A 19,066-nucleotide genomic window follows, 5' to 3' on the forward strand; every position below is an offset into this window, starting at 1 on the left:
ACGACGAAGGCCGGCACCCCGGGGAGGGGGTGCCGGCCTTCGTCGTCCGGGCGGGGGTCAGGCGGCGAGCTCCGCCTCCTCGGCGGCGGCCTGCGCGGCCTCGGGCTTGCCGTTCCGCATGACCAGGGTGGCCAGGACGGCCGCGGCCAGGATGCTGACCGCGCTGATGGTGAAGGTGGTGGACATCGAGGAGGTGAAGGCCTCCCGGGCGGCGTGGACGAGGCCCGCGTCGCCGTTGGCGGCGGCCAGCGCGTCGCCGATCGAGCGCTTGGCCTGCTCCGACGAACCGGCCGGCATCTCCTGGGCGAAGCGGCTGGAGAGCAGCGAGCCGAGGATGGCGATGCCGAGCGCGGTGCCGGCCTGCTGGATGGTGTCGTTGAGGGCGGAGCCGACGCCGGCCTTGTCGGCCGGGATGGTGCCCATCAGGGCGCCGACGGCGGCCGGCATGGCGAGGCCGGCGCCGAGGCCGAGCAGGCCGAGGGCGACGGCCGGGACGGTGAAGCCGCTGTCGGCGGTGACGGTGGTGAGGATGGCGAACGAGGAGGCCATGATCAACATGCCGACCAGGATGAGGACCCGGTTGCCGATCTTCGCGGCGAGGCCGGCGCCGGCGCCGTTGCCGATGAGGGCGGCGACGGCCAGCGGGACGAACGCGAGGCCGGCCTTGACGGGCGAGTAGCCGAGGACGAACTGCAGGTACTGGGTGAGGACGAGGAGCAGGCCGCCGTTGCCGATCTGGACGAGGGTCAGCGAGAGTGAGCCGCCGCTGAAGTTGCGGTGCTTGAAGAGGACCAGCGGGACCATCGGCGACTCGGTGACGTTCTCCCAGATCACGAACCCGCCGAGGGCGACGACGGCGACCGTCAGGGTGATCAGCGACTTGCCCTCGAAGGCGCCGTGCTGCGGGATCTCGATGATCCACCAGATCAGGGCGGTCATACCGGCGGCGGAGAGGATCGCACCCAGCGGGTCCGGCTTCTGCCACGGGCCCTTGGACTCGGGCATGAGGGTGAGGCCGGCCAGGACGGCGAGGACGACGACCGGGACGTTGATGAAGAAGATCGAGTGCCAGGAGAAGTGGTCGATCAGGAAGCCGCCGAGCACCGGGCTGCCGACCAGGCCGAGCATGGACACCGAGCCCCAGGCCGCCATGGCCTTGCTGCGCTCGTCCTCCTCGAAGACGGTGATCAGGATCGACAGGGTGGACGGCATGATCAGCGCACCGCCGACGCCCATCGCGATCCGGGAGGCGATGACCTCACCGGGGTTGGTGCAGAAGGTCGCGGCCAGTGAGGCGGCTCCGAAGAGCAGCAGGCCGATGATCATCACCTTGCGGCGGCCGAAGCGGTCCCCGAGGCTGCCCGAGGTGAGAAGGAGTCCGGCGAACACCAGGACGTAGGAGTCCAGGATCCACTGGATGTCCTGGGTGCTGGCGCCGATGTCCTCCGTCATGGAGGGGACGGCGACGGTGAGCGCCATGCTGTCGATCACCAGGACCAGCGTGCTGAGGCAGAGCACGACGAGGATCCACCAGCGACGTGGGTTGCGGGTTTCCATGGGTCTTTCCCTTTCGGCTTGCGCACGCTGTTCCTTCGATGCGCACACTGTACGCAGAGCGGAACGGTGTGCGCAAGCCCTCACGCATGTACGCTGGATGCGCACGGTGTACGCAGGAGAGTGGAGGAAGGCCATGCCCCCGAAGACGAAGCAGAACCCGGTCGCGTCCGTCTGGACCCGGCAGCAGCGCGAGCCCGACCAGCCCGCACTGAGCAGGGCGGCCATCGTCCGCGAGGCGATCGCCATGCTGGACGCCGACGGCATCGAGGCGCTCTCCATGCGCAAGCTCGGCGCCCGCCTGAACGCGGGCGCGACCTCGCTCTACCGGCACGTGGCCACCAAGGACGAGCTGATGGAGCTCGCGGTGGACGAGGTCTTCGGCGAGTTCGTCCTCCCGCCCGTGGACAGCCCCGACTGGCGGGCCGCCACCGTCGCGGCCGCCCAGTCCTTCCGCGCCACCGCGCTGGCCCACCCGTGGCTGTCCTCGGTCCTCGGCACGGCGGGCCTCGCCCACCTCGGCCCCAACCTGATGTCCTTCTCCGAGCGGCTCGCCGCGCTCTTCATCTCCTTCGGCTTCCCCGAGCCGAACCGGGCGATCGACACGGTACTGACGTACGTCATCGGCATGACCACGACGGAGACGGCCTGGCTCACCACCGTCGCCCGCTCCGGGGAGAGCGAGGCGGAGTTCATCGCCCGCCTCATGCCCGCAGCCCAGGAGGCCGCCGCCGGCCACGAGCACCTGCCCGATTCCTACGCCGCCGCCGCGGCCGCGGCCGTCGACCCCGTCGAGATCCGCGACGCCAAGTTCGCCTACGGCCTGGAGGTCGTCCTGGACGGCCTGGCCCTGCGCCTCCCGGGTGCGTGACCCGGGCCGCAGGTGACGCCCCCCGGCCGACTTCCTGTGCGGCGGGCTCCGGGAGCGGCTACGCGGCCGGCCGGCCGCCGGCGTTCCGGATCATCTGCCGCGACACCTTCGGGACGGTGACGTGGTCGGCGTCGTCGACGCCGCGGTGGGCCTGCTCGCGCGTGGCCGGGGCGCACTGCCGGAGGTCGGCGCGGGCCGCCTCGCCCGACTCGGTGATCCACAGCCGCCCCTCACCGTCCCCCGCGAGCCAGCCGAGCTCCAGCAGGGCCTCGGCCTCGGCCCCGAGGTCGTCCTCGGGGCCGAGGTGGGAACGCAGGGCCCGCCGGAGCTCGGCCACGGTCATGCCGCGGCCGTCGGGCGAGAGGTCGTGCTTCGACAGGTGGCGCAGCAGCCAGAACTGCGGCCGACTGAAGCCGAAGTCCGCCTGCCGGGCCCGGTCGAACGCGACAAGGGCCTCGTGGGCCTGCTGGTTCCGAGCCTGCTGGTTCGTCATGAACTTCCCCCCTGGACGATCGCTTGCCAGGGGCACCGTAAAACCAGAAGCCCACGTGAAGTCAACGAGATTACGTCCGGTCACGGACCCGGCACGGCGCCCGACGGCTTCTGCTCGAACCCGACAGCCCTTGATCGACCACCTGCCCGCCGGCGGCCGGCCGCAGTGGTGCGCCGCCATGCCGCCCGCACCCGGGCCGGTTTGCATCGATCATGAATAATCTCAGGCACAAGCGTTAACCTATGCAAAATCCAAAGGCGAACCAGGTTACAAACCTTGTAATCCAAGATTCCCGGTTTGCCCACATGCTGAGATTCGTGCGATAGTCAAGGAGTCCAAGCGCGGACGACAGCGAGATGATCTCGCCTCCGCCGTGGGCACCGAGACTACGGCTGGCCCGACCTGGCACAGCCGTCGCCCATCGCGCGGCACGCACCCCCTTGGCCGGCGCGATGACTTGCAGGGGCCCCCAGCTGCCGGACCACGGCGCCGTCGGGGGCCCTGCGTGTTTTCCGGGCCCGGCACCTCCGCCAAGAGCCCCCGGCGCGCCCGCCAAGAGCCTCAGTGCCGCTCGCGGACCTTCAGCTCGAACCAGACGCCCTTGCCTCGCGGCAGCAGGTCCGCGCCCCAGCGGTCGGAGAGGTCGTCGACGACCTTGAGGCCGCGCCCGCGCTCGTTGACCGGCAGCGGCTCGGCCAGGATCAGACAGGGCAGGGAGCGCGAGGAGTCCCGTACCTCGACCCGCAGCCAGCCCGGCTTGCGCGTCACCTGGAGGCCGATGGTGCGCCCGGCCGCGTGCCGCACCGCGTTGGCGACCAGCTCGCTGGTGAGCAGTTCGCCGACCTCCAACTGCTGGTGCAGGTCCCAGGATTCGAGGACCGAGAGCACCAGCCGACGGGCCACCGGACCGGACTCCGGGCGGGACGGCAACCGCACCTCGCCCGGCTCCGACTGATCGCAAAGCCTGCCGGAATACATCTGCTCCAGCTCCTCCGAGCTGAGCCGCTCCAGGGCCGCGAGCATGTCCTGGAAGCACATCCACGACGCGTCAGCAACCAAGCTGGACCCAGGAAGTGATGACTGATCTGTTTCGCCCCAACCCGCCATGCGACCCATCATTGCGGAACGCAAGCAGCCGCGTACGGACAATGAGCAAACGATCACGACCCGATCGGCATATGCCGGGTGCAACCCGGACCGGCCCGCCGTCAAGCCCGGGTTGCCGCGAACCGGCTCCTACCAGGCGCTCCAGGTCAGGTTCCAGCCGCTGAGGCCGTTGTCCGGCTCCACCTGGCCGCGCGAAGAATTCTTCACGGTCACGATGTCGCCGATCAGCGAGTCGTCGTAGAACTTGCCCGCCGAGGTGGAGCCGCCGCCGCCCTTGACGTCCTTGAGGCCGACGCAGCCGTGGCTGACGTTGTCCTCGCCGAAGGCGTCGCTCCAGTAGTTTCCGTGCACGTACGTGCCGGACGTGGTCAGCCTCATCGAGTGCGGCACCTGCAGGTCGTACGGCGCGCCGGTCATGCCGGGCATGCTGCTGGACTGCATCCGCACCACGCCCTCCTTGGACATCACGACCATCGTGCCGTTCCAGGTCGGGTGCTCCGGCGAGCCGGAGGTGATGGCGATGGTGGAGGTCTGGCCGTTGTTGACCACCGTCATCTCGTGGGTCTTGGCGTCAACCGTCGAGACCTGCGATCGCCCGATCGTGAAGGGCTCGTCCCGGTCCACGCCGCCGTACACCCCGGGGGCGATCTCCACGCTCTTCAGGCGGTAGTGGACGGTGACCTTGGTGCCGGGCTTCCAGTACGCCTCGGGGCGGAAGTCCAGCCGCCGGTTGCCGAACCAGTGGCCCTTCACCACCGTGCCGTTGTCGGTCTCGACGGAGATGCCCTTGGCGACGTCGTCCTTGTTCTTCACGTCCTTGTCGAAGTCGACCGAGACGATCATGCCGACGCCGTAGGTGGCGTTGTCCTCGATGTTGTCGCTCGCCTTCGCCTCGCGCTCGGGCGTCAGCGTGGTGAAGCTGCTGTCCGCCGAGGCGACCACGCCGTTGGCGTCCGCGGCCATCGCGCTCACCTGGTAGGCGGTGCCGACCGCGAGGCCGGCGGCCGGGGTCCAGCTGCTCCCGTCGGCGGCGATCGTGCCGGCCACCTCCTTGCCGGTCTTGTCGCTCACCTTGACCGTGGTGAGCTTGCCGCCCGCCACCGCGACCTTCAGCGCACCGCTCGGCGCGACGTCCACCGAGCCGCTCTTCGGCTGGATGTCCACCACCGCCGCCGAGGTCTTCGGCGTCGCGGCCGCCGGAGCCGTGCCGGGCGCGGAAGCCGCCCCGGACGCGGCCGCCGAGGCGGTCGACGCGGCCCCCGCGGCCGCGCCGCCCCCCAGCTCGGCCTTGGCCGCGCTCCCACTGCCGCCACCGCCGCCACAGGCGCTGGTCAGCACCATCGCGCCGCCGAGAAGGCCGGCGGCCACCACCTTGCGTATCGACCTCACGTCGACTCCCTCCCTCGATCCCGTCCCTGGTTCCGGCGGGATCCGACTGATACACGCCGCAGCCAAAGGAAAGGTTGCGCCATTCGAGGGGCAATTACCCCATGAACGACGACCGGCCCGACCCCAACGAGTGAGGATCGGGCCGGTCGTTATCGAACCGGGACTAGCAGGGCTGCTACCGGGGTAGAGCGTGTCGCCGGGACTGCCGGTCGGGCCGCCGAACGGGCCGCCGGTTCTGCTACCAGTTCGCCCAGGCGATGTTCCAGCCGCCCAGCCCGTTGTCGGGCGAGACGGTCTTCTCCTTGGTGTTCACGATGGTCACGACGTCGCCGATGATCGAGTCGTTGAAGAACTTGCCCGCCACCGAGGTGTCGCTGCCGCCCTTCACGTCCGCCATCGAGATGCAGCCGTGGCTCGCGTTGGTCTTGCCGAAGGGGCTGGCCCAGTAGTTGCCGTGCACGAAGGTGCCGGAGGTGGTCAGCCGCATGGCGTGCGGCACGTCCTGGATGTCGTACTCGCCGCCGAGACCGACGGTCTGCGAGTTCATCCGGGTGACCTTGTCCTTGGACATGATCACCATGGTGCCGCCCCAGGACGGCGTCGCGTCCGCCCCGAGGGTGACCGGCACGGTCGTGCTCTGGCCGCCCCGGACGATCGTCATCTGGTGGGTCTTGGCGTCCGCGGTGGCGACCTGCGAGCGGCCGATGGTGAACGGCTCGTCCTTGTCCACGTCACCGTAGATGCCCGGCGCGACCTCGACGTTCTTCAGCCGGTACTTGATGGTGACCTTGGTATCCGGCTTCCAGTACTCGGCCGGACGGAAGTCCACCCGGCGGTTGCCGAACCAGTGGCCCTTCACCTCGGTGGCGACACCGTCGCCGGTCTCGAAGGTGATCCCCTTGACCACCGCGTCCTTGTTCTTGACGTCCTTGTTGAACTCCACCGAGACGATCATGCCGACGCCGTAGGTGGCGTTGTCGGCGATGTTGTCGTTGGTGGAGATCTTCTTGTCGGGCGTCAGCGTGGTGAACGAGGTCGTCGACGCGGTCACCAGACCCTCGGCATCCTTGGCCTGCGCGTTCACCTTGTAGACCATGCCGACGGCCAGCGCGGCGCTCGGCTTCCAGCCGGTGCCGTCCGCCGTCATCGCCCCCGCGACCGGCTTGCCCTCCTTGTCGGTCACCTCGACCGTGGTGAGCTTGCCGTTGGCCACCGACACGTTCAGCCCGTTGGTCGGCGAGACGTCCTGGGCGCCGTCCTTCGGATCGACGGTCAGCACCGCGGCCGAGGGCTTCGGCGCCGCCGAGCTCTGACCCGGCGCCGGGGCGCCGGTGGCCCCCGCCGTCGCGGCCGCGTCACCGCCGCCGGTCCCGCTGTCACCGCCCTTGTCGTCGTTGCATGCCGCGGTGAACAGCAGCGCCCCGCCCATCGCCAGTGCCACCGCACTGCGGCGCAGGCCACGGCTACGACGGTTCTTGGTGGTGGTGGTGGTGGTGCGTATTGCGGCCTCGGCCGCCAAAACCGGCTTCACGGTTTCTCCCCTCCCGGTGTCCATCCTGATGGACGCGCATCGACCCGGACGGGTTGCACCTGACCGGCGATCTTTCGCGCCGAGCTTCGGCACGAAAAGCAGGATAGCTAAGCCGAATGAGTGAATCCTGGGGGGAGGTCCGTGGACCAGAGGTGGACTTGGGGTGAAGGGAGGGCCCAGGGCGGAGGACTCGGACCGGGGCGGAGGGCCCGGCGGGCTCAGTGCGTCCCGTGCGGGACGGCGCTGCCGGCCAGCCACTGGTCCCAGGGCAGGTTCCAGCCGTTCAGGCCGTTGTTCGGCGGGACGACGTCCCCCGTGGAGGCCTTCACCTCCAGCACGTCCCCCGGGACGGTGTGCTCGAACAACCACCCCGCCGGGGTCTCCTTGCTCGCCCCGCCCTTGGCGTCCGCCAGGCCGATGCAGCCGTGGCTGGTGTTCGCGGTGCCGAACACCTCCGGGTCGGCCCAGTAGTTGCCGTGGATGAACGTGCCCGAGTTGGTCAGCCGCATCGCGTGCGGGACGTCCTTGATGTCGTACTCGTCGCCCATCCCGACGGTCTTCGAGTTCATCCTGGTCACCTTGTACTTCTCGGAGACCACCAGCACCCCCCGGTACGTCGAGTGCTTCGGATCGCCGCCGGACACCTTCAGGGCCTTCACCACCCGGCCGCCCTGGCCGGCCCGCACGGTCAGGGTGTGGGCGTCCAGGTCCACGGTGGAGACCTGGGCCCGGCCGATCGTGAAGCGGACGTCCTTCGTCTGGGTGCCGAACTCGCCCGGCGCGCCCTGCACCTCCTTCAGCCGCAGCGCCACCGACACCCTGGTGCCCGCCGCCCAGTACTTCTGCGGGCGCAGGTCCAGCCGCTGGTTGCCGAACCAGTGCGCGGCCACCTCCACGGGCGGGTCGGCGGTCACCGCGACCGCCCTCTCGACGGCCGCCCGGTCGGTGATCGGCCGGCTGAAGCGCAGCGAGACCGGCATGCCGACGCCGACCGTGGAGCCGTCCTCCGGGGTGAAGAAGGCGACGAAGGTGTGGGCGCGGGCAGCGGTCGAGAAGTCGGTGTGCTGGGCCGCCTTCTGGCCCTGCTCGTCCTCGGCCACCGCATCCAGGGTGTACGCGGTGCCCAGCGGCAGCAGGCCGTCCGGCATCCAGGTCGAGCCGTCCTCGGAGATCGTCCCCGCCACCTCGGTGCCCTTGGTGTCGGCCAGCCGGACCGAGACCAGCCTGCCCTGGGCCACCGTGACCCGGACGGGGCCCTCCGGCGGCACGTCCTGCGTGTCGTCCGCGGGCAGCGCGGTGATGGCCGCCCGCGAGGCGGGCGGCGGCGCCGGGCGGCCCGGGCCCGGCGAGGCCGCGTCACCGCTCTCCGGGGCGCCGCCGGAGCAGCCCGTCAGCACCGCCAGGCACCAGGCCAACGCCCCCGCGCGCCGTGCCCAAACCCGTCCTCGCGGCCGCATTCCGGGGCCTCCCACCATTTCCGTCCGATACCCCCCACAACGAGGGCGATCCCGGCAGGACACGCCTCCACACCCGGAATCCCCACCCCATCGGCCTACCGCCCCCGCAGCGACATCCCGGGGGCAGGCGCCCGGTTCGCCGGGCTCCGGCGCCCCACTCCCCTGGCCGCCGCACCGCCCCACCGGCCGCCCCTCACCACCCGCTCGCCACACCCGAGCCGCAAGCCTCCGTTCAGCTGGCGTACGCGCCCCACTCCCCCGGCCGCCGCACCGCCCCACCGGCCGCCCCTCACCACCCGCTCGCCACACCCGAGCCGCAAGCCTCCGTTCAGCGGGCTTCCGGGCCGTGGGATCAGGGAAAGAGAAGGTGAACGGGGTCCGGGACACCCCGGGTCCAGGGAGGGTACGGCCATGGCGTCAGGGCAGGAGCTGGAAGCCGGAGTGCGGCCGCGCGGCGGGCCGACCGCCGAGCCGCCGTGGCCCGGCAGCTGGCAGCCGCTCGGCGCCCGCTTCCGGACGGACGCCCAGGGGCGGCAGGGCACCAACTTCGCGCTCTGGGCGGCCGGCGCCGAGGCCGTCGACCTCTGCCTCTTCGACGAGGACGGCCTGGAGAGCAGACACCGCCTCACCGAGCAGAACTTCCAGACCTGGCACGGCTTCCTGCCCGGCGTCCGCCCCGGCACCCGGTACGGCTTCCGCGTGCACGGCCGCTGGGACCCGTGGACGGGCGCCCGCTGGAACCCGGCGAAGCTGCTGCTCGACCCGTACGCCCGCGCCGTCGACGGCTGTTACACCTCGCACGACGCGGTCTGCGCCGCCGTCCGCAACTGGCCCGAGGCGGACGTCGCCGACACCGTCCGGGACAACCGCGACTCGTCCCGGTACGTGCCCAGATCGGTGGTCGTCCAGGACGACGACGACTGGTACGACGACCACCGCCCCAAGACCCCGTGGGCCGAGACCGTCCTCTACGAGCTGCACGTGCGCGGCTTCACCATGCGCCACCCGGAGATCCCGCCGCACCTGCGCGGCACCTACGCCGGCCTCGCCCACCCCGCCGCGATCGCCCACCTCACGGCCCTCGGTGTCACCGCCGTCGAGCTGCTGCCCGTCCACCAGCACGCCAGCGAGGACCACCTCCAGGCGCGCGGGCTGGTCAACTACTGGGGCTACAACACGGTCGGCTTCTTCGCCCCGCACGCCGGCTACTCCTCCTCGGGCGGCCGCGGCGGCCAGGTCGGCGAGTTCAAGCGGATGGTGCGCGCGCTGCACGCCGCCGGTATCGAGGTGATCCTCGACGTGGTCTACAACCACACCGCGGAGGCCGCCGAACTCGGCCCCTCCCTCTCCTTCCGCGGCATCGACAACGCCGGCTACTACCGCCTCCCGCTGAACCGCCCGCGCGGCTACGCCGACTACACCGGCTGCGGCAACACCCTGGACACCCGCCGGCCGCACGTCGTGCGGCTGGTCACCGACTCGCTGCGGTACTGGGTGACGGAGATGGGCGTGGACGGCTTCCGCTTCGACCTCGCGGCCGCCCTCGCCCGCGGCAACGACGGCGTCGACATGGACCACCCGTTCCTCGCCGCCGTCTCGCAGGACCCGGTACTCAGCCGGGTGAAGCTGATCGCCGAACCGTGGGACGTCGGTGCGGGCGGCTACCAGGTGGGCGGCTTCCCGCCGCTGTGGGCCGAGTGGAACGACAAGTACCGCGACACCGTACGGGACTTCTGGCGCGGGGCCCGACCGGACGTGCGCGAGCTGGGCTACCGGCTCTCCGGCTCCTCGGACCTCTACCAGCGCGGCGGGCGGCGCCCGTACGCGTCGGTCAACTTCGTCACCGCGCACGACGGTTTCACCCTGCGCGACCTCGTCTCCTACAACCGCAAGCACAACGAGGCCAACGGCGAGGCCAACCGGGACGGCACCGACGACAACCGCTCGTGGAACCACGGCGCCGAGGGCGAGAGCGCCGACCCGGCCGTCAACGCCCTGCGGCTGCGCCAACTCCGCAACCTGATGGCCACGCTGCTGCTCTCCACCGGCGTACCGATGATCACCGCCGGGGACGAGTTCGGCCGCACCCAGGGCGGCAACAACAACGCCTACTGCCAGGACAGCGAGGTCAGTTGGCTCGACTGGTCGCTGCTCGACGACCCGCGCTGGGCCGGGCTGCGCGACCTCACCGCCCGTCTGGTCCGGCTCCGCCGCGCCCACCCGGTGCTGCGCCAGCGGGCGTTCTTCTCCGGCCGGGCCGCCGTGCCCGGCGGCCAGCCCGACCTGGCCTGGTTCACCGCGCGCGGCAAGGAGATGACCGAGGCGGACTGGTTCGGTCCGACGGCCTGCCTCGGCATGCTGCTCTCCGGCGCCGCGATGTCCGAACGCGACCAGTACGGCAACCCGTTGCGTGACGACAGCTTCCTGCTGCTGCTCAACGCCGGCCCCGACGCCGTCCCCTTCACCCTCCCCGGCGAACCCTGGGCCGCACCCGACGCGCAGTACACCACCGTCCTGGACACCGCCGCGGACGAGAGCGGCAACGGCACCCACAGCCACCGCCCGCAGGACGCCGTCACCCTGGCCGGGCGCTCGCTGCGACTGCTGCGCACGCCCGCCGCCTGACATCCACCGGAACGCCCCCGCGCGGGTGGCCGATTCTCGCCGACAGGTGCGAAAAACCGGATGAGAAATGACGGGCGCCCGGCCTACCCTCACGGCGATGGCCGAGAACCAAACCCCCGCCCCCGCGCCCGCCCGCCGGTCGACCGTCCGCTCACTGCTTCGCCTGTGGCCGTACGCCCGCGTGATCCGCTGGCGGCTGGCCGCCTCGGTCGGCTCCGCCCTGCTCGCCTCGATCAGCCTGCTGGCCGTACCGACCGTGCTCGGCAGGATCGTCGACGGGCCGATCGCCGACCACGACGTCGACGCGCTCTGGCCGCTGATCGCCCTGCTGCTGGCGCTCGGCCTCTTCGAGGCGGGCCTGTTCTACGCCCGACGGGTGATTCTGGCCAGACCGCTCGCCGGGGTGGAGACCGCGATGCGCGGGGACCTCTTCGCCCGCCTCCAGCGGCTGCCGGTCTCCTTCCACGACCGCTGGGGCTCCGGCCAGCTGCTCTCCCGGGCCACCGCCGACATGTTCACCATGCGGCTGTTCCTGACCTTCCCGCTGGTCTTCCTGATCGTGAACTCGGTGACCTTCCTGGCCGGCACCGCGCTGATGTTCACCCAGGACTGGCGGCTCGCCCTGATCGTGCTGCTGCCCGCCGCGCCGCTGACGGTGCTCACCCGGCGGTTCGAGGCCGGCTACTCGGGCGCCGCCCGCCGCGCCCAGGACCAGAACGGCGACCTCGCCACCGTGATCGAGGAGTCCGTCCTCGGCATCCGCATCCTCAAGGCCTTCGGCCGCCACCGCTCGATGGCCGAGCGCTTCCACGGGCAGGCGCACCAGCTGCGCCGCACCGAGCTGCGCAAGGCCGGCCTGCTGGCCAACCTCTGGGCGGTCATCGTCGGGCTGCCCGAGCTGGCGCTCGGCTGCGCGCTCGCGGCCGGCTGCTACCTGGTCGCGCACGACGAGCTGAGCGCCGGCACCCTGGTCGCCTTCCTCTCCACCGCGCTCTCGCTGCGCTGGCCGGTGGAGTCGCTCGGCTGGCTGCTCGCCTACGCCAACGAGGCCGCCACCGCCACCGACCGCTTCTTCGAGGTGCTGGACGAGAAGCTGCCGGACGACGAAGCGCCGACCGCCAGGACAACCGACAGCGGCACACCCGATGGCGGGGCACCGGCCGCGCCCGCGGGCGCCCCCGACGGCATCCGCCTCACCGGCGTCCGCTTCCGCTACCCGGACGCCCCGCCCGACACCCCCGAGCTGCTCCGCGGCATCGACCTGCACATCCGCAGCGGCGAGACGATGGCCCTGGTCGGCGCCACCGGCAGCGGCAAGACCACGCTCACCGCCCTGCTCCCCCGGCTGTACGAGGCCACCGGCGGCACCATCACCCTGGACGGGCGGGACATCCGCGAGCTGTCCCGGGAGCGGCTGCGCGAGCTGGTCGCCGTCGCCTTCGAGGAGCCCACCCTGTTCTCCGCCACCGTCCGGGAGAACGTCCTGATGGGGGCGCCCGACGCCGACGCCGGCCGGCTGACCGCCGCACTCGCCACCGCTCAGGCCGGCTTCGTCGAAACGCTGCCCGACGGCGTGGAGACGGAGGTCGGCGAGCAGGGCCTGAGCCTGTCCGGCGGCCAGCGCCAGCGCCTCGCCCTGGCCCGCGCCGTGGTCGGCGACCCCGCCTTCCTGGTGCTGGACGACCCGCTCTCCGCGCTGGACGTGCACACCGAGGCGCTGGTCGAACAGGCGCTGCGGCAGGTGCTCGGCTCGACCACCGCGCTGGTGGTGGCCCACCGGCCGAGCACCGTGCTGCTCGCCGACCGGGTCGCCGTCCTGGCGGACGGCCGGATCGAGGCCGTCGGCACCCACCAGGAGCTGCTGCGCGGCTCGGCACGCTACCGCGAACTGATGTCGGGCGAGGCCGCCCTCGTACCGGAGGGGAGCCCCGCCCGATGACCACCACGATCGAGCCCGCCGAGAAGGCCACCACGAAGGCCGCCGCCAAGGCCACGGCCGAGGACCGGGACGAGCTCCCGCCGCCGCCGGCCGACGAGGAGGACATCCCCGTCCCGCCGGGCGCACCCCGCGCGCTGCTGCGCTCGCTGCTCGGCCCGCACCGGGCCCGGATCGCCATCGCCATGGTGGTGATCCTGGTCCAGCAGGCGGCCCTGCAGTCCGGTCCGCTGCTGGTGGCGATCGCGATGGACCGGGGCATCCCGGCGCTGCGCGACCACGACGCCGGCCCGCTGATCGCGGTGATCGCCGCCTATCTCTCCTTCGCCCTGCTGAGCACCCTGCTGCAGTGGGCGTTCATCAAGATCAGCGCCCGGATCAACCAGGACATCCTGCTGGAGCTGCGCGGCCGGATCTTCCGCCACGCCCAGCGGCTCAGCCTGGACTTCCACGAGCGCTACACCTCGGGCCGGATCATCTCCCGCGCCACCAGCGACGTGGACGCGCTGCGCGAGCTGCTCTCCGAGGGCCTCCAGGAGCTGCTGACGGTCTTCCTCTCGGTCTGTTACATCTCGGTGCTGCTGCTGGTCATGGACTGGCGGCTCGGCCTGGTCTCCCTGGCCTCCTTCGTGCCGCTCTTCCTGATCGCCCGTTCGTTCCGGAGCCGCTCGCGCCGGGTCTACCGCCGCTCGCGCACCTCGGCCGCCTCGCTGATCGTGCGGTTCACCGAGACGATGAACGGCATCCGCCCGGTGCAGGCTTTCCGCCGCGAGCGGGCCAACGACGCCGCTTTCGGCGTGGTGAACCGGCAGTCGGCCGCCGCCACCGCCGACGGCCTGCTGGAGATCGCCCGGTATGTCGGCCTCTCCCGCACCACCGCCAACGTCTGGACCACCGGTGTCGTCCTGCTCGGTGCCTTCCTGGTCACCGACGGCACGGTGGAGCTGGGCGTGCTCACCGGCTTCGTGCTCTACCTGCGCCGGCTGTACGACCCGATCGACCAGCTGGCGATGTTCCTCAACAGCTACCAGTCGGCGGCCGCCGCGCTGGAGAAGATCGCCGGCCTGCTCGCCCATGAGCCGACCGTCGCCGAGCCGGCCGAGCCGATGTCGCTGCCGAAGTCCCGCACCAAGGGGCGGGAGGTGCACTTCGAGAAGGCCCGGTTCGGCTACCGCACGGGCAAGGAGGTGCTGCCCGCCTTCGACCTGGTGCTGCCGGCCGGGCAGACGGTGGCGGTGGTCGGCGCGACCGGCGCGGGCAAGTCGACCGTCGCCAAGCTGCTGGCCCGCTTCTACGACCCGACCGGCGGGCGGATCTCCCTGGACGGTGTGGACCTGCGCGACCTCGCCACGCCCGAGCTGCGCCGCGGGGTGGTGATGGTGACCCAGGAGTCCTTCCTGTTCTCCGGCACCGTCGCCGAGAACATCGCGATCGGCAGGGCCGGCGCCGGCCGCGAGGAGGTCGAGCAGGCCGCCCGGGCGATTGGCGCGTACGAGTTCATCGCCGCGCTGCCGGAGGGCTTCGACACCGACGTGCGCAAGCGCGGTGGCCGGATCTCGGCCGGCCAGCGCCAGCTGGTCGCCTTCGCCCGCGCCCTGCTGGCGGACCCGGCGGTGCTGATCCTGGACGAGGCGACCAGCTCGCTCGACGTGCCGGGCGAGCAGGCCGTCCAGCGGGCGATGCGGACGGTGCTGGCCGGACGGACGGCGGTGATCATCGCCCACCGGCTCTCCACGGTGGAGATCGCCGACCGGGTGCTGGTGATGGACCAGGGCCGGATCGTCGAGGACGGCACCCCGGAGGAGCTGATCGCGGGCTCCGGCCGGTTCGCCGAACTGCACCAGGCCTGGCGGGACAGCCTGGTCTGACCACCCTCCTCGCAGGTAATAGCCTCTAGGCCATTTCATCCATTACCGAAAGGGCCTAGAGTCGATTCCGCGCCTCACCGGCGCACGCCCAGGCCCGGGTCCAGGAGCGAGGGAGCGGACATGACCGACCGGAACCACTGGCAGAACTGGCAGCGCAGCTGGGACCGCCAGCAGGAGTGGTACCTGCCCGACCGCGAGGAGCGGTTCCGCGCGATGCTCGACGTGGTCGAGGCCGTCACCGGCCCCGCACCGCGCGTCCTCGACCTGGCCTGCGGCACCGGCAGCATCACCGAGCGGCTGCTCGCCCGGCTGCCCGGCGCGGTCAGCGTCGGCGTCGACCAGGACCCGGCCCTGATGGCCATCGCCCGCGGCCTCTTCGCCGGCGAGCCCCGCTTCACCCTCGTCACCGCCGACCTCAAGGACCCGCACTGGGCCGAGCAGCTCCCGCCCGGCCCGTTCGACGCCGTCGTCACCGCCACCGCCCTGCACTGGCTGCCAGCAACCGACCTGGTCCGGCTCTACGGGGACCTCGCCCGGCTGGTCCGCCCCGGCGGCGTCCTCCTCAACGCCGACCACGCCCCCGAGGAGTCGATCCCGCTGCTCACCGCCGCGGACGAGGCCTTCCAGCAGCGGCGCCAGGCCCGCGAGAAGGCCGAGGGCGTCCTCGACTGGGCAGAGTGGTGGGCCGAGGCCGAGGCCGACCCGCTGCTCGCCGAGCACGTCGCCGCCCGCAAGGCGATCTACGGCTCGCACACCGCCGGCGCGTCGCACCCGGCCGGCTGGCACACCGCCCGGCTGGTCGAGGCCGGGTTCCGCGAGGCCGGGGTGGCCTGGCGCTCCGTCACCGACGCCCTGGTCGCCGCCGTCCGCTGAAGACGCGGGTGGGGAGGGCCGACCGACGGCCCTCCCCACCTCACCGGGCACTCAGCGCAGCAGACCCGCGTCCATCCCCGCCGACTCGGCCGGCAGCGCGACCAGGCCCAGCTCGGCCGGCGAGGCCAGCCGCGGATGGGCCGGCAGCACCCGGACGGTGTACCCGAACGGGCCCGTCCGGCAGAGCTCCAGCGAGCCCTCGTACCGGGTGTGCCCGTCGAGGTCCGGCCCGCCGACCGGCTTCAGGGCGAGCAGGCAGGCGTCCGAGATGCCGTCCGACTCGTCCACCCGCCCGGAGAGCGCCTGCACCTCGACATCGCCGGGCGCCAGCGTGCCGAGCGCGACCTGCACCCGTAGCGCCAGCGAACTGCCCAGCTCCTGTGCCTCGTCCGGGCAGTCCGCCTCGACGTGCTCGACCCGGACGGCCGGCCAGGCCTCCCGCACCCGGGCCTTCCAGACGGCCAGCTCGCGCGCCCCGGCGTACGGACCCGTGCCCTGCCCACTCGGCGGGCCCGGCACCGCCGCCGCCAGCTCCCGCTGGGCCTGTGCGGCCGGTGTGTACAGCCGCTCGACGTACTCGCGGACCATCCGCCCGGCCAGCACCTTGGGCCCGAGGGTGACCAGGGTGTGCCGGACCATGGCGATCCAGCGGTGCGGCAGCCCGTCCGCGCCCCGGTCGTAGAACCGGGCGGCCACCTGGTGCTCGATCAGGTCGTACAGCGCGGCGGACTCGATGTCGTCCCGCCGCTCGGCCTCACTGCTCTCCGGGTCGAGGACGCCGCCGGTCTCGTCGGCGGTGGGAATCGCCCAGCCGTTCTGGCCGTCGTACCACTCGTCCCACCAGCCGTCCAGGACGGACAGGTTGAGGCAGCCGTTGAGCGCGGCCTTCATCCCCGAGGTGCCGCAGGCCTCCAGCGGGCGGAGCGGGTTGTTCAGCCAGACGTCGCAGCCCGGGTAGAGGTGCCGGGCCATCGCCATGTCGTAGTCCGGCAGGAAGACGATCCGGTGCCGGACGGCCGGGTCGTCGGCGAAGGCCACCATCTGCTGGATCAGCCGCTTGCCGCCGTCGTCGGCCGGGTGGGCCTTGCCGGCGACGACGATCTGCACCGGCCGGGTGGGGTGCAGCAGCAGGGCGCGCAGCCGCTCCTGGTCACGCAGCATCAGGGTGAGCCGCTTGTAGGAGGGCACCCGGCGGGCGAAGCCGATGGTCAGCACGTCCGGGTCGAGCACCGCGGAGACCCAGCCCAGCTCGGCCTCGCCGGCGCCGCGCTGGTGCCAGGAGGCGCGCAGCCGGCGGCGGGCCTCGTCCACCAGCTGGGCCCGCAGGGTGCGGCGCAGCTCCCAGATCTCGGTGTTGCCGATCCGCTCCAGCCCCGTCCAGCGCTTGGCGTCGCCGGTGGTCATGGCGGACTCGGCGCGGTCGGCGCCGATCTCGGCGGCGCCGAGCCGGACGACCGCCGGGTCGATCCAGGTGGCGGCGTGCACGCCGTTGGTGACGGAGGTGATCGGTACGTCGGCGGAGTCGAAGCCCGGCCAGAGGCCGTTGAACATCGACCGGCTGACCTCGCCGTGCAGGGTGGAGACACCGTTGGCACGCTGGGCGAGCCGCAGGCCCATGGCGGCCATGTTGAACAGCTTCGGGTCCCCGCCGCGCCAGGTCTCGGCGCCGAGCGCGAGCACCTGCTCGACCGGGACGCCTGGCAGTGCGGCGTCGCCGCCGAAGTGCCGGGCGACCAAGTCCCGGTCGAAGCGGTCGATGCCGGCCGGGACAGGGGTGTGGGTGGTGAACAGGGTGCCGGCGCGGACGGCCTCCAGGGCGGCGGCGAAGTCGAGGCCGGGGCCGGCCGCGCCGTCGGCGATCAGCTCGCGGATCCGCTCGACGCCGAGGAAGCCTGCATGGCCCTCGTTGGTGTGGAAGACCTCCGGGGCGGGGTGCCCGGTGAGCCGGCAGTAGGCGCGCACCGCGCGGACGCCGCCGATGCCGAGCAGCATCTCCTGGAGTAGCCGGTGCTCGCTGCCGCCGCCGTAGAGGCGGTCGGTGACATCGCGCTCGGCGGGCGAGTTGGCCTCGATGTCGGAGTCGAGCAGCAGCAGCGGGACGCGGCCGACCTGGGCCTTCCAGACGTGTGCGGCCAGGGTGCGGCCGCCGGGCAGTGCGAGGTCGACCCGGCAGGGCGTGCCGTCGCTCTCCCGGAGCAGGGTGACGGCCAGTTCGTCCGGGTCGAGGAGCGGGTAGCGCTCCTGCTGCCAGCCGTCCCGGTTGAGGGACTGCCGGAAGTAGCCGTGCCGGTAGAACAGCCCGACGCCGACGAGCGGCACACCGAGGTCGCTGGCGGCCTTGAGGTGGTCGCCGGCCAGGATGCCGAGCCCGCCGGAGTACTGGGGCAGAGCCGCGGCGATGCCGTACTCGGGCGAGAAGTAGGCGATGGCGGTGGGCTGCGGGGCACCGGCGGCCTCCTGGTCGAGGCCGTGCCGGTCCGCCTGGTACCAGCGCGGACCGGACAGGTACTCCCGCAGGTCGTCGGCGAGGTCGCCGAGCCTGCGCAGGAACCGCCGGTCGGCGGCGAGCGCGGCGAGCCGGGCGGCCGGGACCTCCCCCAGCAGGCGCACCGGGTCCTCACCGGTCGCGGCCCAGACCTCCGGGTCCACGGACCGGAAGAGGTCCCTGGTCTCGGGGTGCCAGGACCAGCGCAGGTTGAGGGCCAGCTCGTGCAACGGCTGGAGTTGTTCGGGCAGGACGGTGCGGACGGTGAATCTGCGGATTGCCTTCACGGCGTGAAGCGTAGCCCCGGCGGCCGTCATGACGGTGCGTCAAGTGGGCTATTGGGCCTCCGTTCGGCCTATTGGTGAGATCGCATTCGGCGCATTGGGCTGCACGGGGGGCGCGCGAGGCGCACTTTCCGGGGGAACGCGCTACCAATACGTGAACATCGCGGAACAGCTCCATTTCCAGCCGTGGATCCGCCCCCACAAAGGTCCGAAACTACTGTCGTACCGCTGCGAAAGTCTTGTCCCCGGTGCGACTATGAACCAAGGTCGTTGATGCTGTGGGGAGTGCGGCGACGGGTGGCGCCCCCCTTGAAGCAGCATGTCCGAATCCTTTTCGCGTTGATCGTTCCTCAACCTCCTTAGCCCATTCGGCGCTCACGGCGTACCGATGCGTGTCCTCGAACTCGGCCTGCTCGTTCACGGGTGGGTTGGGTCGCCCAGGGGTGTGCCCCGAGAGGCGTGCGCCGGGACGCGCGCGGGCTCTCGGGCTCCCCGTCACGGGCTTGGCGGGCGCGGGGCAGGTTGCCGGGGACGGCGGCGCGGGCAGGCTTCCGGTCGCACGGCCTCCCCACCCAGCAGTCCTCCCGGTACTC

12 protein-coding genes are annotated in these 19,066 nt (G+C 72.0%); 5 read left to right on the plus strand and 7 right to left on the minus strand.

Annotated features, from left to right (window positions below; all coding sequences use genetic code 11):
- Window positions 1-57: 57 nt before the first annotated feature.
- Window positions 58-1,557, minus strand: coding sequence for an MFS transporter (locus tag ACZ6NC_RS26745; RefSeq protein WP_465736306.1), 1,500 nt, complete (start codon window positions 1,555-1,557; stop codon window positions 58-60).
- A 133-nt stretch (window positions 1,558-1,690) separates the two neighbouring features.
- On the opposite strand from ACZ6NC_RS26745, the gene ACZ6NC_RS26750 reads away from it, so the two are divergent.
- On the plus strand, window positions 1,691-2,425 hold the full coding sequence (locus ACZ6NC_RS26750) for a TetR/AcrR family transcriptional regulator (protein ID WP_465736307.1): 735 nt from the start codon (window positions 1,691-1,693) through the stop codon (window positions 2,423-2,425).
- A 58-nt stretch (window positions 2,426-2,483) separates the two neighbouring features.
- Here the strand turns inward: ACZ6NC_RS26750 and ACZ6NC_RS26755 are convergent, their stop codons facing one another.
- The 5 genes from ACZ6NC_RS26755 to ACZ6NC_RS26775 form a co-directional block, all read right to left on the minus strand.
- A complete protein-coding gene (locus ACZ6NC_RS26755) occupies window positions 2,484-2,918 on the minus strand; it encodes a MarR family transcriptional regulator (RefSeq protein WP_465736308.1) in 435 nt (144 codons plus the stop codon).
- Window positions 2,919-3,479: 561 nt separating this feature from the next.
- Window positions 3,480-4,037 (minus strand): ATP-binding protein, encoded by a 558-nt coding sequence (locus ACZ6NC_RS26760; protein ID WP_465736309.1) that lies wholly within the window; start codon window positions 4,035-4,037, stop codon window positions 3,480-3,482.
- Window positions 4,038-4,154: 117 nt separating this feature from the next.
- Window positions 4,155-5,414 (minus strand): L,D-transpeptidase, encoded by a 1,260-nt coding sequence (locus ACZ6NC_RS26765; RefSeq protein WP_465736310.1) that lies wholly within the window; start codon window positions 5,412-5,414, stop codon window positions 4,155-4,157.
- 238 nt (window positions 5,415-5,652) lie between these two features.
- The gene (locus ACZ6NC_RS26770) at window positions 5,653-6,945 is read right to left on the minus strand and encodes a L,D-transpeptidase (protein WP_465736311.1); all 1,293 of its coding nucleotides are present in this window, start codon (window positions 6,943-6,945) and stop codon (window positions 5,653-5,655) included.
- A gap of 218 nt (window positions 6,946-7,163) precedes the next feature.
- Complete coding sequence (locus ACZ6NC_RS26775) at window positions 7,164-8,402, minus strand: L,D-transpeptidase (RefSeq protein WP_465736312.1); 1,239 nt, start codon at window positions 8,400-8,402, stop codon at window positions 7,164-7,166.
- Between the two features lie 411 nt (window positions 8,403-8,813).
- Between ACZ6NC_RS26775 and glgX the strand changes: the two genes are divergently transcribed.
- From glgX to ACZ6NC_RS26795, 4 genes are all read left to right on the plus strand, one after another.
- Window positions 8,814-11,027, plus strand: a complete 2,214-nt coding sequence (glgX, locus tag ACZ6NC_RS26780) for a glycogen debranching protein GlgX (RefSeq protein ID WP_465736313.1) — start codon at window positions 8,814-8,816, stop codon at window positions 11,025-11,027.
- A 97-nt stretch (window positions 11,028-11,124) separates the two neighbouring features.
- Window positions 11,125-12,966, plus strand: coding sequence for an ABC transporter ATP-binding protein (locus ACZ6NC_RS26785; RefSeq protein ID WP_465736314.1), 1,842 nt, complete (start codon window positions 11,125-11,127; stop codon window positions 12,964-12,966).
- Complete coding sequence (locus ACZ6NC_RS26790) at window positions 12,963-14,831, plus strand: ABC transporter ATP-binding protein (RefSeq protein ID WP_465736315.1); 1,869 nt, start codon at window positions 12,963-12,965, stop codon at window positions 14,829-14,831. The genes ACZ6NC_RS26785 and ACZ6NC_RS26790 overlap by 4 nt, the downstream gene beginning before the upstream one ends.
- A 120-nt stretch (window positions 14,832-14,951) precedes the next feature.
- Window positions 14,952-15,704 carry a class I SAM-dependent methyltransferase gene (locus tag ACZ6NC_RS26795; protein ID WP_465736316.1) on the plus strand — a complete coding sequence of 251 codons (753 nt, stop codon included), beginning with the start codon at window positions 14,952-14,954 and terminating at the stop codon, window positions 15,702-15,704.
- A 51-nt stretch (window positions 15,705-15,755) separates the two neighbouring features.
- Here the strand turns inward: ACZ6NC_RS26795 and glgP are convergent, their stop codons facing one another.
- The gene (glgP, locus tag ACZ6NC_RS26800; RefSeq protein ID WP_465736317.1) at window positions 15,756-18,476 is read right to left on the minus strand and encodes an alpha-glucan family phosphorylase; all 2,721 of its coding nucleotides are present in this window, start codon (window positions 18,474-18,476) and stop codon (window positions 15,756-15,758) included.
- Window positions 18,477-19,066 lie beyond the last annotated feature (590 nt).

This window comes from Kitasatospora sp. NPDC041988, from assembly GCF_055588525.1.